Origin of the sequence: Pantoea sp. B_9 (assembly GCF_008632015.1) — a bacterium.
Taxonomy (GTDB): Bacteria; Pseudomonadota; Gammaproteobacteria; order Enterobacterales; family Enterobacteriaceae; genus Pantoea; species Pantoea dispersa.
In genome coordinates this window covers 39,165-56,337 of record NZ_VWVL01000002.1, presented here as the reverse complement: position 1 = coordinate 56,337, position 17,173 = coordinate 39,165, and the positions used below count along the sequence as shown (strand labels likewise).

Annotated in this window: 14 protein-coding genes and 1 tRNA gene; 5 read left to right on the top strand and 10 right to left on the bottom strand. The window is 47.4% G+C overall.

The features are described from left to right. Positions 1-32: 32 nt before the first annotated feature. From F3I21_RS07125 to mobQ, 4 genes are all read right to left on the bottom strand, one after another. A complete protein-coding gene (locus F3I21_RS07125) occupies positions 33-3,281 on the bottom strand; it encodes a type I restriction endonuclease subunit R (protein ID WP_150058599.1) in 3,249 nt (1,082 codons plus the stop codon). A 30-nt stretch (positions 3,282-3,311) separates the two neighbouring features. Continuing rightward, a complete protein-coding gene (locus F3I21_RS07120) occupies positions 3,312-4,520 on the bottom strand; it encodes a restriction endonuclease subunit S (protein ID WP_150058598.1) in 1,209 nt (402 codons plus the stop codon). Further along, the gene (locus tag F3I21_RS07115; RefSeq protein ID WP_150058597.1) at positions 4,517-6,064 is read right to left on the bottom strand and encodes a class I SAM-dependent DNA methyltransferase; all 1,548 of its coding nucleotides are present in this window, start codon (positions 6,062-6,064) and stop codon (positions 4,517-4,519) included. Before F3I21_RS07115 ends, F3I21_RS07120 begins: the two co-directional genes overlap by 4 nt. Before the next feature lie 112 nt (positions 6,065-6,176). Continuing rightward, positions 6,177-7,658 carry a MobQ family relaxase gene (mobQ, locus tag F3I21_RS07110; protein ID WP_150058596.1) on the bottom strand — a complete coding sequence of 494 codons (1,482 nt, stop codon included), beginning with the start codon at positions 7,656-7,658 and terminating at the stop codon, positions 6,177-6,179. A 386-nt stretch (positions 7,659-8,044) separates the two neighbouring features. Here mobQ and F3I21_RS07105 point away from each other — a divergent pair, with 386 nt between their 5' ends. The 3 genes from F3I21_RS07105 to F3I21_RS07095 all read left to right on the top strand — a co-directional run bounded on the left by F3I21_RS07105 (position 8,045) and on the right by F3I21_RS07095 (position 9,592). Continuing rightward, entirely contained in the window at positions 8,045-8,596 is a 552-nt protein-coding gene (locus F3I21_RS07105) for a hypothetical protein (protein WP_150058595.1), read from the top strand. A gap of 176 nt (positions 8,597-8,772) precedes the next feature. Next, positions 8,773-9,237, top strand: a complete 465-nt coding sequence (gene traD / locus F3I21_RS07100; protein WP_058701667.1) for a conjugal transfer protein TraD — start codon at positions 8,773-8,775, stop codon at positions 9,235-9,237. Then, positions 9,230-9,592 carry a hypothetical protein gene (locus F3I21_RS07095; RefSeq protein ID WP_150058594.1) on the top strand — a complete coding sequence of 121 codons (363 nt, stop codon included), beginning with the start codon at positions 9,230-9,232 and terminating at the stop codon, positions 9,590-9,592. The genes traD and F3I21_RS07095 overlap by 8 nt, the downstream gene beginning before the upstream one ends. A 482-nt stretch (positions 9,593-10,074) precedes the next feature. Here F3I21_RS07095 and F3I21_RS07090 read toward each other — a convergent pair whose 3' ends face one another. The 5 genes from F3I21_RS07090 to F3I21_RS07070 all read right to left on the bottom strand — a co-directional run bounded on the left by F3I21_RS07090 (position 10,075) and on the right by F3I21_RS07070 (position 13,915). Further along, the gene (locus F3I21_RS07090) at positions 10,075-10,431 is read right to left on the bottom strand and encodes a DUF4440 domain-containing protein (RefSeq protein ID WP_150058593.1); all 357 of its coding nucleotides are present in this window, start codon (positions 10,429-10,431) and stop codon (positions 10,075-10,077) included. A gap of 182 nt (positions 10,432-10,613) precedes the next feature. After that, the gene (locus F3I21_RS07085; protein WP_150058592.1) at positions 10,614-11,861 is read right to left on the bottom strand and encodes an integrase arm-type DNA-binding domain-containing protein; all 1,248 of its coding nucleotides are present in this window, start codon (positions 11,859-11,861) and stop codon (positions 10,614-10,616) included. Positions 11,862-12,040: 179 nt separating this feature from the next. Further along, positions 12,041-12,116 (bottom strand) — tRNA-Asn (locus tag F3I21_RS07080). A gap of 103 nt (positions 12,117-12,219) precedes the next feature. Next, positions 12,220-12,996: a DgsA anti-repressor MtfA gene (mtfA, locus tag F3I21_RS07075; protein WP_058757379.1), complete on the bottom strand. Its 777-nt coding sequence runs from the start codon at positions 12,994-12,996 to the stop codon at positions 12,220-12,222. Between the two features lie 238 nt (positions 12,997-13,234). Next, positions 13,235-13,915 carry a hypothetical protein gene (locus F3I21_RS07070; protein ID WP_058771148.1) on the bottom strand — a complete coding sequence of 227 codons (681 nt, stop codon included), beginning with the start codon at positions 13,913-13,915 and terminating at the stop codon, positions 13,235-13,237. A 579-nt stretch (positions 13,916-14,494) separates the two neighbouring features. Here F3I21_RS07070 and F3I21_RS07065 point away from each other — a divergent pair. Both F3I21_RS07065 and F3I21_RS07060 read left to right on the top strand, forming a co-directional pair. Then, the gene (locus F3I21_RS07065; protein ID WP_058757381.1) at positions 14,495-15,199 is read left to right on the top strand and encodes a phosphohydrolase; all 705 of its coding nucleotides are present in this window, start codon (positions 14,495-14,497) and stop codon (positions 15,197-15,199) included. 70 nt (positions 15,200-15,269) lie between these two features. Further along, positions 15,270-15,515: a DUF6364 family protein gene (locus F3I21_RS07060; protein WP_150058591.1), complete on the top strand. Its 246-nt coding sequence runs from the start codon at positions 15,270-15,272 to the stop codon at positions 15,513-15,515. 40 nt (positions 15,516-15,555) lie between these two features. Here F3I21_RS07060 and F3I21_RS07055 read toward each other — a convergent pair whose 3' ends face one another. Next, positions 15,556-17,151: a methyl-accepting chemotaxis protein gene (locus F3I21_RS07055; RefSeq protein WP_150058590.1), complete on the bottom strand. Its 1,596-nt coding sequence runs from the start codon at positions 17,149-17,151 to the stop codon at positions 15,556-15,558. Between the last annotated feature and the right edge of the window lie 22 nt (positions 17,152-17,173).

The window sequence follows — 17,173 nt, the reverse complement described above, 5'->3', positions numbered from 1 at the left end:
TGTGTAACTTAAAATAGTTGATATATAGTAAATTAGGGAAATCCTTTTCCTAGTTCTCCCGCCAATATCTCCGCCTGCTTTAAAACAGTTTCCGTAGCCAGCAATGACATATCAGGCGGATAACCATATTTTTTAAGCAGACGTTTTACCACCACGCGAATTTTCGCTCTTGCCGCTTCTTTCACTGTCCAGTCCAAACTGACATTGTTGCGGATAGCTTCCGTCAGAACGACTGCCAGTTCTCGTAGCTTTTCCTTTTGCATCAGCTCACGAGCGCTGTCGTTATCCGCAACAGCAGAATAGAAGGCGTATTCGTAGGTACTGAGATTTAACTGGCTGGCAAGACTGTCGGATTCTTGGATAGTCTTGGCAAGCTTGATAAGTTCATCGATCACTTCCGCAGCGGTCAGTACCTTGTTCTGGTAGCCGTTGATTGCAGAGGTCAGCATATCAATCAGTTTTTTACCTTGGGTGATACTTTGGTTCGAGCGAACCTTGATCTCATCAGCAAGCAACTTTTTAAGCGTTTCCAGAGCAATATTTCTGTGCTGATAATCCTTCATTTCCTGAAGAAACTCATCAGATAGTACAGAGATATCCGGCTTCTGTATTCCCGCTGCGTCAAAGATATCAACGACTTTATCCGTGACCAGTGCCTGATCGATAGTCTGTTTTACCCGCACTTCCAGACTGTCATTATGTTCCTCTTCTGAGCCGTCTGGGTTTTCAGTGAATTTATTCAGGCGAGCCTTCACTGCCTGAAAGAATGCGACTTCGGGAGCTGCTTCCATAGCTTTATCATGTGGCGTTGCCAGCGCAAATGCCTGAGACATGGCTGCAACAGCGGCAAGGAAACGCATTTTTCCTTTGCCATTATCCAGCCCTAAAATGTGGTTTTCTGATTCAAGGATAATCGTCAGGCGCTGTGAAGTCGTTGCAGTAAAGTAGGCTTTGTAATCGTAGCCATGCATCATGCCTTCCAGGATTTCCAGTTTTTCCTGCATGAGCGTCACGGCTTCTTCCTGAACCTCAGCTGGATCACCCCGTCCCCCGGCATCGGAGTAGAACGACAGGGCTTCTTTTAAATCAGAAGCAATACCGAGATAGTCAACCACCAGACCACCGATTTTATCCTTGTAAACCCGGTTGACGCGGGCAATTGCCTGCATCAGGTTATGGCCTTTCATCGGTTTATCGATATAAAGGGTATGCATGCTAGGAGCGTCAAAGCCTGTCAGCCACATATCACGCACTATCACCAGTTTCAGCTTGTCGTCGTCGTCTTTCATTCGGTTAGCCAGAACCTGACGTTCTTTTTTTGTGGTGTGGTGTTTAGCGATTTCTGGTCCATCAGCAGCGGAAGATGTCATCACGACTTTGATCACGCCATCGCTTAAATCCTCACTGTGCCATTCAGGTTTAAGTGCGATAATTTCTTTATACAGTTCAGCTGCAATACGGCGGGACATGGCAACAATCATACCCTTGCCATGATCCGCATTTGATTTCAAACGCTGCTCAAAGTGCTGTACCATATCCGCCGCAATCGCTTTAATACGTTTTGAACTGCCAATCAGACCTTCGATTCTGGCCCATTTAGAACGTTCTTTCTGGGTAAGTGTCAGCTCGTCCTCATTAAACTCGTCGTCAAACTCTTCGATAAGCTGTCGACCTTCATCACTGATGGCAATTTTCGCTAAACGGCTTTCATAGAAGATACGCACGGTGGCACCATCTTCTACGGCCTGTGAGATATCGTAGATATCGACATAGTTACCAAAAACAGCAGGTGTGTTAACGTCCGTTTTTTCTATGGGGGTTCCGGTAAAGCCCAGATAGGTAGCATTGGGTAAGGCATCACGCATATATTTGGCAAAGCCATAAACGGTGCGTTTGCCTGTTACGTTGCCTTCTCTGTCTTTCACGTCAACTTCTTTGGCGCTGAAACCGTATTGAGATCGGTGGGCTTCATCAGCGATAACGACAATATTGGTTCTGCCTGACAGCAACTGATAGATATTGCTGCCATCATCAGGCTGGAATTTTTGAATAGTGGTAAACACCACACCACCAGAGGCGACCCGTAAATATTCTTTGAGTTCATCCCGGTTATCAGCCTGTTTCGGTGTCTGTCGCAGTAGCTGGGTAGCGGAAGAAAATGTACCGAATAGCTGATCATCCAGGTCGTTACGATCAGTAATCACTACCACTGTTGGATTATCCAGCGCCAGTACAATCTTCCCTGTATAAAACACCATCGAAAGCGATTTACCGGACCCCTGGGTATGCCAGACTACGCCCGCTTTGCGATCTCCGGTTTTTTGTGCATTAACGAGATCTTTACTGTTACGTCCCTGTTGGCGGACTGCCACTTCGGCAGAGGGGGAGTCTGCATTTACCGCCGATGCACGAATAGTGGAAAGTACTGCTGCATTGACCGCGTAGTACTGGTGATAAGCCGCCATTTTTTTAACAGTACGGATACTGATAATCCCTTTGTTGTCTTCATGTTTGCTGGCTTCAAACACGATAAAGTGGCGGATCATATCCAGCAGCGTTACAGGATTAAGCAACCCTTGTAATAAAACTTCGAGCTGTGGCTGGGTACTGGTTGCTTGCGTTTTGCCATTCGCGGTTTTCCATGTCATATAACGACTGAAATCAGCCGAAACTGTCCCCGCTTTGGCTTCCAGTCCGTCAGAAACCACATTAAACGCATTGTAGGTAAACAGGCCGGGGATTTGGTTCTGATAAGTTTTGATCTGGTTATAAGCACCTGATACCGTAGCATTTTCGTCAGCGGCATTTTTGAGTTCAATAACGACCAATGGCAGGCCGTTGATGAACAAAATAAGATCCGGTCGTCGGGTATGGTTGCCTTCTTTGATGGTTATCTGGTTCACAACCAAAAATTCATTATTGGTCGGATCGTTAAAATCGATGAGCCAGGCTAGTTCTCCCTGAGTATTCCCGTCTTTGCTGATTTCGATATTGATCCCTTCGGTCAATAGGCGATGAAAAGCTAGATTGTTTGCCATAAGATCAGGTGTGCTGATCTGCATCACCTGTTTCAAGGCTTCCTCACACTTCTGTTCATTAAGGTGAGGATTCAGTCGTTGCAGAGCAGTACGCACTTTATCTTCAAGGATAACCTGCTGATAGCTACGTAACGGACTGATTCCACTAGGTTCTATATCCGGGCCATAAACATATTCATAGCCCAAACTTTGCAGGTGCTCAATTGCCATTACTTCAATATCGGATTCGGTCATCTTTGCCATGCGTACTGTCCTTATTGCCGCTTAATTATTTTATGCTACTGACGCGATTGCTTCTTCTGCATACTGAACCCGTACTTCACCACTCATCAGTTTGGGAAGAAGGGTATCGCGGAGATTTTCTAAATTTTTTATTTTATGGACATTAAAATTTATTCTTCTCACCTGTATAGAAACGATTTTCTCAAACTCATTGAGTTTATCGTCTGGGGGTAAAGAGATCGGATAGTTTGCTAGTGAAGTCCAGTCAATGCGCGGCATTCTTGTGCCACCTGATGCTATGTTTGCAAATTCAATTACTTCATCCTGGAAAAATGCAAATAAACAAAAACACTGTAAATTATGATTTTTAGGTCTGATTACTAATATGTCTGTCGAGCAAATACCATCAAACGGGGCTGTACACACCTTATGAAAATAAGGACGTAACTTGCCGAACAAAATATCGCCAGTTGAAAACTTGGACTTATTGCTGTCTACATCACTTCCATTACCATTTTTCAGTAGAGCAATATTGCGGCGATCAATGTGTTCTAAGCCTACATACAGAGCTTCGGAAGAAATGTTCTGCTTGGTGACATTCTCTCTTACGTTGGAAGCAATACTGCTTAATGTTCCTTCCACCCAATCGTCTTGTGCTTCCTCAATAAACCACTGCCTAAACAGGGTGTTAGCCATAGATTCCAGCGTTTTATTCTGGCGATGAAGCAGGTCTATTTTGTCATCGAGAGAGGACAGCACAGAGGCGATGGCTTTTTGTTCTGTGATTTGAGGTAATGAAAATTCGTAATCATATATTTTTTTAGGGGATGTATGCATAACAGAAGTACCACTTGCTGAATTTGCAATGAACTCTTGATACTCACGAGTTCGCATCTTCCAATACAAATACATTTTATCTAAAGCGTTGTTTGAAATTTGCACAAGCCCTACACGTTGATTGTGAAGGAAAATTTTATTATTACTGGGTACTAATGCAGCATAACCTAGTGTATCAGTTTCTTTACTGAGATCAGTCATTGTTACGATCAGATCACCACCGTTGAGTTTATATTGTTTTGGATAGTTTTCATCTGCGTAGTATTTAAATTTAGAAGACTTAAAACCACCACCTATATTAAAATTTCCGGGTGTTACCAATATGTTTTTAGTTTCCTGTGACGTAATGAATTCACCGGAAAAAGCGTATCCATGTTTTATGGTGATAAAATCACCAAGCTTAACTAAATTCTTAGTAGTCATAAAACCACCCTCGCAAGATTTTCAGCGATAGCTTTATTAAGACGAGTTTCTTCTTCCAGTTGTGCTTCAAACTCAGCTTTAAGAGCCGTAAAGCGTTCTTTAAAGTCAAAATCGTCTTCTTCGTCAGCAAGGCCAACATAACGGCCTGGAGTCAGTACATAATCGAGTTTAGCAATCTCATTGATATCGACAGACGCACAGAAACCTGCAACGTCTTCATAGTTGCCACCTTTGTTACGCCAGTTATGGTATGTATCAGCAATGGTTTTGATATCTTCGTCAGAAAGCACTTTGCTACGGCGGTTGATTAAATGACCAAGATTTCGAGCATCAATAAACAGAATTTCTTTGCTGCGATCTCGATACAAGCTGCTATTTTCACGATCACGGCGCATAAACCATAATGCCGCCGGGATCTGGGTGTTCAGGAATAGTTTTGCGGGTAAGTTAACAATACAGTCAATCACATTGACATCTTTGACCAGCGCTGCACGTATATCACCTTCACCCGAACTTTTAGAGGTTAAAGCTCCTTTTGCCAGCACAACGCCAGCCTGACCTTTTGGCGACAGGTGATACAGGAAGTGTTGCATCCAGGCAAAGTTAGCGTTGCCAGCAGGAGGGATCCCGCATTGCCAACGGGCATCACCACGAAGTTGTTCGCCGGACCAGTCGGAAACGTTAAAGGGTGGATTAGCAATGATATAATCGGATTTTAAATCTTTATGGGCATCATTCAGGAAAGAGCCTTCACTGTTCCACCGAACGTGCTCAGAGTTAATTCCTCGGATAGCCAGGTTCATTTTTGCCAGTCGCCATGTGGTTTGGTTCGATTCCTGACCGTAAATGGAAATATCTTCGATATTACCCTGATGGGCTTCAACGAATTTCTCTGATTGAACGAACATACCACCGGAACCACAGCAGGGGTCAAAAACTCGGCCTTTATAGGGTTCAAGCATGTTAACAAGCAGGCTTACAATGGATTTTGGCGTATAGAACTGACCGCCTTGTTTACCTTCTGCCAATGCAAACTCACCGAGGAAGTATTCGAATACGTGGCCTAAAACGTCAGCAGAACGTGCTTTGGCATCACCTAATGCAATATTGCCAATCAGATCTATCAGTTCACCCAGCACTGTGGCATCAAGATTCTGGCGGGCATAGACTTTCGGTAACACACCTTTTAGCTGTGGGTTACCCGCTTCGATAAGCTCCATCGCATCATCTACCAACTTACCGATTTCGGGGAGTTTAGCCTTTGATATCAGGTAACTCCAACGTGCCAGTTCAGGAACAAAGAATACGTTGTAAGCCGTGTACTCGTCTTTGTCTTCCGGGTCCGCTCCCGCGTATTCGCCTTTCCCATCTTTTAGCAATTCGTAATGCGATTCAAAAGAATCTGAAATGTATTTGAGGAAAATCAGGCCTAGTACCACATGCTTGTACTCAGCAGCGTCTATGTTTTTACGCAGCTTGTCAGCCGCTTTCCACAGGATGACCTCTAACGGGTCTGTTTTGATTTCTTTGAGTTTTCTAGCCATTGCGGTCATTTTCCAGATACGGAGGATTGATCTATTTTGCCTTAAAGTTCCTGTTGTTACGAGCTTATCAAACGATTATTAATCACTCTAAATTGATTGTTTTGATTAAAAATTATTCATCTTTGCGCTTGCTAGAACCAAAGCGAAGTTTTGGCAGCGTGAAACCTTTTGATTTTGTATAAACTTTCTTTTCCTTTGGTAACGGTGGAAAGAAAATTGCTTCGCTTGTTTTGTCTGGCTTTTGTTTTTTCTCAGGCTCGTGGTTGTAGTTGGCGTCCGGAGGTACGGAAACGTCTGCTGATTTACTGGTAGTCCTCATCGACTCCCACTGCCTGCGGGTTATCTTCAATTTAGTAACTGGGTCAATCATAATCTCATCCAGCGAAATATCCGTTAGGATTTTTGCGTCTTGCAGCGCATCAGCTACGGTAGGCATCGTAGGTTTTGGTGCTGTGCTGCCAATAGGTTTTTCTGCTTTCTGAACAGGACGTTTAACCAACACACTCATAAAAATTTTAATAAAATCATATAGCTTGTGCAGATTGATCTTACGCTTGCGCCTTAATAGCTTTTGTTTTTCTGTTTTTGACGCAACACCATAGTAAAGGGACATATCCCTTTGCTTCGCTTGGACAGGCTTGAAGCGACGTTTTCTTTCGTGAACAACCAGCTCAGGTAGATGAGCAGATTCTGGCGAACGCTGTATCGGATGTTGTGGTGCTGGTTTCGCTTTCAGACCTTCAATATGGAAGGTGTTGAGGTTAAGGATCATGAGATGACCCACATCACTATTAAACAACTGCCTGAAATCGTTAGCAGCTTGTTTGGTCTGTGCTGCCTGCACCTGTTCTGCGGCACGTAGGGTTTTGGCTCTTTTAGTGTGCCATGATTTGCGGTCTATCCTGGTAAGCGCGGGGCGATTTAGCTCAATGGCCTTAGCCAGTTGTTCATTAGCGATATTCTGTCTTCCTGTTTCCTGTGCTGCATTCGCAAGAGCAATGGCTTCTTCACGCTGTGCTGCAAGGGAACGGTGATCAATGCGATTCGCAGAACCAGTGCGTTCGAGAGCACGGTTGGACATTCTGGCCCATGATGCACGCCACTCGTCCATTAAATCATGCTCGTTCCAGCTTCTGTTCTTGTTGCCAAATCCTTGTGGTGTTATCTCGCGCAGCGTCAGCATAACGTGAGCATGAGGATTATGACCGTCAAGGTCATGGAAAGAGATATCGGCAATCATTCCTTTACTGACAAAATTGCGCTTACAGTAGTTTTTCACTAACGCGATTTTGGCATCGTTATCCAGTTCAACAGGAATAGCGATATCAAAATAACGTGAGAGTTGGGCGTCTTTTCTTTTTTCGATTTGTTCTATTTCATTCCACAAAACAGACGAGTTTTCCACAATATTCAAAGGTGTGTGTTCTGGTGCAAGAATACAATGGTGGAACAGGTCGGAACGATATGAATAATCGTACACGTCTCCTGTTCTCACGTCTTCTATTCTTTCTCTTGCGTTATATGCGGCAAGATAACAGGACGATTTTCCTGCGGATCTTTTTAGCATGCTAAACGATAAATGAAATATTGCCATACTACAAAATACTCCTTGCTGGTTTTAATTTGTTTTAAGGTGTTGACCTTTGCTGCTTTTAGTTTTTCGCAAGAAAAACTTATGTTTTGACTTTAAGGCCCCTGCAGGCCCACACGTTGCGAAGCAATGTATAAGTGGGCATTGTATTCATTTTTTATTCAGCTTACGCCGAATCAAAATAAAACAATGGTCAAGTTTTTCTCTGGATCTAAGCGCCGAAAGAAGAGGCGCGTAAGCTTGGGGTAAAGGGATATAAATCGAAGAAGGGATGTTTCCTTGTTGCTTATATTAATAATATAACCCGGTATTTAATTTTTGTAAAATTTGCCAAATAAAAAATATGTGATAATTGTTTTATTCAGATTAAGACAACAATAGAGTTAAAAATGAATAAAATAATAAATGTCATTAACAATGAGAATGGAGATGGCGATCTGGAAACAAAATGGTTTCTGATTGATTACAGCGACAACAGCGAAAGTATGCGCATCAGATTAAAAGAAAACAAGGTTAAAGAAGCCTTTACTGCTATCCGCAGCGAATATGAACCTCAACTGCTGGAAGCCAGCGAGCAAACCCGTTTCAGAACCCTGTCAGGGCGGTATGGTAATGCTGTCTCTTCACTTAAAAGAAGCATCATGCAGGAGCTGATTATCATTGTAACGGGTATTTTCCTGAATTATTTCAGCATCGACAGTACATATGCTACCGCCAGAGAAGTCATCAGGCAGCTATTTGGCCTTTCGGTTAAACGAGAGGTGATTTTATCTTCCTTTGCATCAGATAGTAGGCGAGCAGACAGGAAAGGCGGGTGGTTTAGTATACAGCAGTATGAAAAATCAATGCTGTTCGACTGTTTTAATGGCGTGATTAATGCCGGGCAACAATATGAAGCGATAAAAAGCCGTCTCGACGTTCTGGTTGCCGCCACTAAATGATAATAAAAAATAAAAAGATATATCCCTTTGTTTTACTAATAAATGGATTGCTGGATAAGAAAAGCTATATGATGATCAAACCCTTAGTGGTTTTAATGAAAGTACAATGATATTACTGGGCCTCAATACTGTTTTTGGTGCCTGGTGATCGGGTTTAATATTACAGGAGAAATTTAATGGAAAGAAAAAATTTACAGCAACTACTTGCATCAGCACAGCAGGAACTGAACAGATTAACGACAAAACAAAAGTCCCTGACACGAAAAGAAACAACACATAGAAAAATTGTATTAGGTGGTGAAGTAGCAAAGTATCTGGGGCTGGATATTAATCATGATATGTTAGTTGGTTTTCTTCTAACTTTCGCCAGTTCGACAGATGTACAACGAAAAACCTGGTTAAGTAACGGGGCCAGAGCCAGAGAGAATGAAAATCTGAGAAAAGAGCAAAAAAGCAAAAATTACATTAAAAAAACAGATTGTGAAAAAAATGATGCTAAGGTACATCATGAATCGGAAAGTGTTACTCATCCTGATGCAATGATAAAATATACTGAAAAAAATAAAACAATGCAGCTTAATAACACTTTTTCTGCAATGCTTGAAAAGAAACTGGCAGAGAAGAAAAATAAAAATGAATGAACTTACACTGGAAGGTATAGAAAGTAACGATGAGGTTATCGCGGCTGCAACAGATCACATGGCTTTTTTTCTGTTCTCCATTCTATCTGATTGTTATCCAGAAATCGCTACATCTGAATTTGAAAATATCTTTAATGAAGATTTTAAAGTTGACATTGAAAATTTTATTAAAAATTACAGAAAAAACATTAGAAACAGAATGACGATGTCGAGTAGAGATCTCGCTCAGATTTATTCAAGTCAGCGGTTTTATGAAAAGTTGTCCAGAGCATTACAACAATGTAAAAAAGTTAAGCTATCAGAAGGAATAGAAAATAATGTCAGATCTGTTCTGGTCGATCTGCCCATGAAGTAGAGAGATGTTAAGGGTTATCTTTTATTATAGTAGTGCTTCCATTGCTTTTCACTGACGCAATACCTATCAGCACAGCTTTACGTTCTAATATGAAATTTACATCAGTTAATGATTCCATTAAATCTATAACGCTGAGCTGTCCGGGAATTTTCCGGACAGAGAAGGGTTGAGCAAACCCAACGGGTGCGGTAGGAATTTATTGTTCTCAATATTAAAAGTGGAACAGAGAAGGAGCACGGACGAAAAAGGGTCAGCATATTGCCACCCTTGAAATATCTCACTTAGAAAAATCAGCCCAACTAAGCCGCCAATGCTCAAAATGCCCTCGCTAAGCACGGACATACTGAAAGATTAAGTCACGACGGAGCGCACTTTCATAACGGGTTCTGTGTTCAGCAGCCTCCTCACGGCTATTCTAAAATAACAAATAACCGGGCAGCGTTTGATGACCCTGCCGGCCAGTATAAAGTTCGATAACAATCCTAGGCACCACATGCTGCTGGCGTACCTTGATGAAAAAACAGAGTCCACTGGCCTTCCTCCGAATACAACCAGTAGGAAGAGCGTAATGCAGGACGGCTGCCGTCAGCACAAGGCGTCCGGTAGTGAAGAATAGCCCAGCCGCCCCCCATTTCAGTGAGCCGGAAATCGCTGCTTAAAATAAGAGATGCCGTTTTCTCGCTTAATAGTGACGAGATCGTTTCTGAACGGCCAACCATCACGCCTGAACGGGTGATCTCCCTAAATTCAGGGTGGAGAAGCTGCTCAATCCACTCCCGATCATTGCGCCTATCACCGTGAAGGCGGCATTCGAGCAATTTGAGCTTATCAAGAAGCATTCTGCTTATCCCCTCAGTGATCATGCCGGACGTTCAAATCTATCATAACAGCTATTACGCTACTTCTGCCGCTGACACAGAACTGCTTGTCAAATTGGCTCTATGCCATAGGTGTGTCAGGTAAATCTGAGCTAATACATCCAATTACTAAACCGGATAACGTCTTTTGAGGTCTTTTAAAATTATCCCTGAGCGAACTCAAACGGTCTGACCACACTTTGCCGGTTGGCATCCAGAAAATTAGCCCACCATTGCAGCATAAGCCTGCGCTCATCCAGATGTTCGGCCTGATGGATGTAAGCAGCGCGGACATTATTGCGTTCCTGATGGCTCATCTGGCGTTCAACGGCATCCTTAGACCATTTACCCGACTCAATAAGTGAACTGCATGCCATTGTGCGAAAACCATGCCCGCAGACGTCTTTTTGCGTGTCGAAGCCCATAGTACGTAGTGCCTTGTTGACCGTGTTTTCACTCATGGGTTTGTCGGCATAGTGGTCGCCGATAAAGATGAAGTTATGGTCGCCACTGATTTCCTGTATTTCTTTCAGAATGGCAATAGCCTGCCTGCTGAGTGGAACCAGGTGCGGGGTTTTCATTTTGGCTCCACGATGTGAGTTTTTTACTCCCGGAAGTGCTGCACGCTCACCTGGTATCGTCCAGAGCGATTTTTTAAAATCAATTTCTGACCATCGTGCAAAACGGAGTTCGCTGGAACGAATAAAGGTCAGCAGGGTGAGTTTCACTGCCAGCCGGGTAAGTAATCGTCCACGATAACCGTCAATGCGTTCTAAAAACTCGTGATATCGTTCAAAGGGCAGGGCGGGACGGTGAGCGCGTTTACCTGTGGTAATCGCACCTGACATTTCCTGAGCAGGATTATAATCAAGAATGCCCTGTTGAACGGCGTAACGCATAATGGCGGTGGTACGCTGTTGAAGACGCATAGCCACTTCATTAAAACCTTTATCCTCCACCGCTTTTATCGGCACCAACAGGTCGCGGGTTTTTAGTTCTGCGATATGGCGATTGCCGATTATCGGAAAAAGATAGGTTTCCAGCGTGCGCAGAATTTTCCCTTTGTATTCTTCTGACCATTTTTTGTTACCCGCATGCCATTGTCTGGCGACCGATTCAAACGAAAAAGTGCCGCCGTTTTCCCGTTTGTCGTCCTGCTTCTTCACAACAGGGTCGGTTCCTTTTGCCAGCAACTTTTTCGCTTCGTCACGGCGTTGCCTTGCATCAGATAAAGAGACGGCAGGATAAACGCCAAGTGCCAGAGTTTTTTGCTTACCGCCAAAACGGTACTGCATGCGCCAGTATTTTGAGCCGTTAGGGTGTATGAGCAGATACATACCGAAGCCGTCTGTAAGTTTGACGGCTTTCCCGGAAGGCTTTGTATTTCTTATTTTTATATCAGTAAGCGCCACAGGACAGCCCTCCGTCTGATGGTATTAAACAGATCGAACCGGATGTACCAGCAAATGTACCATGAAATGAGGGGGGATGGTGCCGTACTTTATCGGACGTGGTGGAACGTGGGGGAAGGGATAACTGCCTGACTGAAAAGCGGAAAGCAGACGTTATGAAACGTCTGCTGACCTGAAAGTGGCTCCTCTGACTGGACTCGAACCAGTGACATACGGATTAACAGTCCGCCGTTCTACCGACTGAACTACAGAGGAATCGTTGGAACGAGGCGAATATTAATGGCAGCCCCTGTGGGTGTCAACCGCTAAAAACACATTTGTATTCAACTGGCTAGCAAAGCGGCAAAGCGATCGTGATTTAAGCAGATTCCGGTGCCTGCTGCGCCAGCCGCGCCAGCGGATCCTGATGGTAAAACTGCTGAAGGTGGCGATACATGGCCGGAAAACGGCTGGCGAGCAGGTCGGGGGCGCTGAAAAAGTACTCCGACAGCACGGCAAAACATTCCGCCGGATCGCTGGCGGCATAAGGATCGAGGGTCGCGGCCTGTTCACCCACCAGCTCCACTTCCGCTTCAATCTCGGCCATCGCCTGCAGTAAATCTTTCTCCCAGCTGGCCACATCGCGCAGCGCGATGGCCGGGATGCCGCTGGTGTAACCGCTGCCGCGCGCGTCGAGCTTGTGCGCCACTTCGTGGATCACCAGGTTGTAACCAGAGAGATCGTATGAGTCCTGGATGTCCAGCGCGTTCAGCACCACCGGTCCCTGCGTCCAGCTCTGGCCGGCATGCACGGCCGGCGCGTGGTGCACCAGGCCGCTGTCGTCCTCCCAGCGATCGTCAACGCTGAACGGCTCCGGGTAGATCAGCACTTCGTGGAAGCCGTCGAGCCATTCCAGACCCAGCTTCAATACCGGCAGGCAAAACAGCAACGACAGGCGAGTCAGGCGCAGTTCGCTGAGTTCCAGACCCTGCAGCGGGGTGATTTTTTTCTGCAGCAGGAAGCGTTGCGCCAGCGCCACCAGTGCCTGCTGTTCGTCGCTGTTCAGCAGAGAAAAGATCGGCTGCCCCAGCGCCTGTTGCCAGGGCAGGGCAGTCACGGCAGCATCTTTTTGTGCACGCCACGGCCATTTGATCATTGCGTCACTCACTCTGCAGGGCGGAAATCATATCCTGACGCGGCAGACGATAAATTGCCAGCGTGGAATCAAAGCCGCTTATTCAACCTGTTAGCGGCGGATTTGTCTGTGACAGGGATTGCAAACTGGCAAGGTGGGAAAGGGGGCGCGCTGTGCCGCCGGCGAGGGGGCAAGGGCTGGTGATTCACTGAATCGCGCAAAAGATGACGCCCTCTTCCGTGCGGAAGAGGGCAAACGGTTAGCCTTCACGCTCCACACGCTGGAATGCGATGACCCAAACCCAGGGATTCACCTCCCAGCTGGTGGCGCCATACTGCTTCTGCCACGCCTTGCGGTAAGCTTCTTTCGGCGATTCGGAATTCATGTTCATAGTGAAGAAATTATTGAGGAAGTGCGAATCGGTCTGCACGCCTTCCGCCATGATGTCGTCTTCGCTGATGTCCTGAATTTTCTCCGCGCGTACCGCCGTGATTTCCAGATCGATGCGGCTGGCCCAGCGCGGCATATGGATGGCGGTCTGCCAGCCAAACTGCTCGGCGACCTGCTGATTTTCTTCCTGTTGTCCAAGTTCATGGCTGTCGGCGCGATACTGGCAAAATGCCGGATTGCGGAACGGCAGCGGATCGCGCTCGTATTCCGCCAGCTGCGCCTCAGGCACAATCGGACCCCGCCAGGTTTCACGCACCCACAGGCGATCGCCGACCTGGCCAAACGGGCACTGGGCGCCAATGTCCGCCATCGACATCAGCTTATAGCCATGCAGATGATTAGCGCTGACATCAAACGCGTGCACGCCTTCATGATGATCCTGTCCCGGGCCAAACGCCTGAGTTTTCATAATGCGCCGGGTCTGAGTTTGCTGGCCAACCAGCAGGGCGCGCACCCGCTGTTCGGAAAAAAGAATCGGCCGTTCTTTCATTATGTACCTCATGTTGTATCACGTACCCGGAGAACTTCGACGAAACATCCGTATCCTCGGATGAGAGCATTAGCATAATGGGTTTGAATCAATTTGCTTAATAATTTGTCGCCTTATTATCGGGCAATAACTGCCGCTTCCGGTATTAAAAATGGCTCATAAGCAAACAGTGTGCTGACGAAGGCTCCGGGTACAGGTGAGAGCCGTAAATTTCCCCTATACAGTACGTTATAACGGTCGCAATGGGAATCTTTTCAGATTATGTCGCTATGCAAAGGGGCGTTTTAATGCTGGGGTTGCGACAGGCTAAACTGGACCTTTGGCGATGCTGAAAATTCACCCAGCGGAAAATGCATCACCGAAATTAAACAGAGTGGCTTAACTAAAACAGGTTAAGGAAATACTGAAAACCGCATCGCAACTGGGCAAGCGGCTTTAACAGCGCTATAACATGATCGGGATCGCATTTTTTTGCGCTGGACATCCGGGAAGGGTGTAAAGAAAGTGTCATCACCGGGCCGCTATGATGGGCGCAAGCCCTACCCGGTGCGAAATAATAGCAATAACAGGAGAAGCACGATGTCACTGACCCATTGGCAACACCGTTACGAAAGCTGGCTGCAGCTGAACTGGCTGCACGATGATAAAGCCCATGATATCGCGCACCTGCGTCGCGTCTGGATGAGCGCGGCCCGCATCATGCAAAACACCAATGCCGATCCGCTGGTGGTGCTGACCGCCTGCTATTTCCACGATGTGGTGAACCTGCCGAAAAACCATCCGGAGCGCCATCTGGCTTCGACTTACGCGGCGGAAGAGACGCGCCGCATTCTGCAACAGGATTTTCCGGATTTCCCCTCAGCGCTGCTGGACAGCGTGGCGCATGCGGTGCAGGCCCACAGTTTCAGCGCCCGCATTACGCCAAAAACGTTAGAAGCGAAGATCGTTCAGGACGCCGATCGTCTCGAATCATTAGGCGCGATTGGCCTTGCGCGCGTTTTCTATACCGCGGGTGCGCTGGGACGGCCGTTGTTCGACAGCGACGATCCGCTGGGTAAAGATCGTGAACTGGATGACGTAAAGTGGACGCTGGATCATTTCCAGAAGAAACTGCTGAGCCTGCCGCAGACCATGCAGACGGAAACCGGCCGTCTGCTGGCGGAACACAACGCCGATTTTCTCGTCCGCTATATGGCAAAGCTGTGCGCCGAACTGCAGGGTAATCTGACCGATATTGATGAGTCCGTGTTACGCGATTTCAGTCCCATACCGGCACAATATTAAATTTTTATGACAGTCTGTTAACTTTCATCTGCTTCCGCTACGTTGTTGTAAATCAAGAGGGAGTGTGAAGATGACCGAGACCGTTAACTTAACCATTAAAATTGACCCGGCGCTGAAAGAGCACATTAAACAGTTAGCCGCTGATAACCAAATCTCCATGAGTCAGGAGATCGCTAACCGCCTGCAGGCCAGTTTAGATACCGTTGAGCCACCGGTCGTCGACAGTCTGCATACCGAAGAGGCGGGCGATCAACTGAGCGCCGCCGAGCTGAAGCAGGTGCGTGCACTGCTGAAGAAAAGTAAGAAAAAGAAATAACACCAAAACCCGTCGCTGACGGGTTTTTTCTTTCTGCACCTTAGCTAACGCGGAACTGCTGCGCGCGCTGCGTCAGTCGCGCTGAAAGTTCACTCAGCTGCGCCGCTGCCTGCACCTGCTGGTCAGTCAGGGCTTCGTTTTGCTGGAGCTGAAGACTCATTTCCACCACTTCCCGGGCAATTTTGCTCACGCGATGGCTCTGCGCCGTACTGTTATCCTGCAGTTCATTCAGCTGGCTGACTACGCCCGATACCGCCTGGCCAATCCGCGCAAACAGCACTTCCAGCGCCTGCACCTTCGCAAAGCCATCCTGAACGTGCTGCTGCGTGTGCTGGATTAAACCGTCGATCTGCCGCGTGGATGCGCCGCTCTGCTGCGACAGCAATCCCATCTCTTTGGCGACGACCGAAAAACTGCGCCCGTAAGCGCCAGCATGCGCAGATTCTATCGCCGCATTAAGCGACAGCAGACGCGTCTGCATCGACAGGCTGTCCAGCATGCCGACGATGCCAGCGATATCGCCGGCGGCCGCGACGATCTGCTGCATCTGGTGTTCCATATTGTCGACTTCATGGGCGCAGTGACGCATCAGCGCATCCGCGGACTGCGCGTCGTGCGTCGCCTGTTGCGAGAAGTGTGCACCTTTTTCCACCTCTTCTGACACGCGATGCAGCCGCTGCGACAGATGATGGAAGCTGGCATTTTGCGCCTGATGCTGCTGCATCACCTGCTGATTATGCTGCTGCATCTCGTCAGCGCCGGCCGCCACCCGGGTTGCTACCGTCGTGATGTCGCTGACGATCTGCTGCAAACCCTGACGCATGGTATCGATGGACAGGAGCAGCTGGCGCGTTTCCAGCGACTGACGACGCGTCGGTGCCGGGCTGGCGACCAGATCGCCCGTCGCGATTTGTGCCAGCTGGGCGTTGGCGTGACGCAGCGGCAGCAACACGCCGCGCATCAGCAGCGCGGCGGCCAGCAGCAGTAGCGCCATTAATAACGCGGCAATCGCCAGCGCCAGATTGCGGCTCTGCTTGAGCGTGCTGAGCGAATGCTGGTTGACGCTGCCGAGCTGCTGATTGGCCTGTTCGATTTCGCTAAACCAGGCATCGTTGAACTGCTGCTGGAAAGCCTGCATCGGCACCATAAAAAAAGCGTTGATATCATTGGCTGCCAGCCCTTTCAGCTGCTCCTGCAGCCCGCCGGCCAGTAGCACGAATCCCTGTGCCAGCGGGCTATCGCTTTTCGCCTGATAGGCAGCAAACAGCTGTTGCGCCTGCTGCAATGAGGTAGTGGCGGCCGCCGCCAGGCTTTTCCAGCTGTCGACCGAACCGCTCTGCTGGTCCTGTATCAGATAAATACCGGCACGATGGCTGTTGTCGCTGGCGGTGAGTAACTCAATGCGTGCTTTATCCAGCAGGGCCAGCCGTTCGCGCAGCTGGCTGGCCTGCTGCAATGAGTGTTGCGTCTGATTCACGTGCTGGTTGAGCAACAGCACCCCGGCAAACTGCAGCAGACAAAACAGCACAATAAACAGCATGAACTGGCTGCGCAGGCTGGAGAGCCAGACGGGCAGATGCAGGGTAAAACGAGGTCGCAGCCGCAGCGGCAGGGAGATTACAGACAGGAGAGACATCAAACAGCTCCGCAAAAAATAA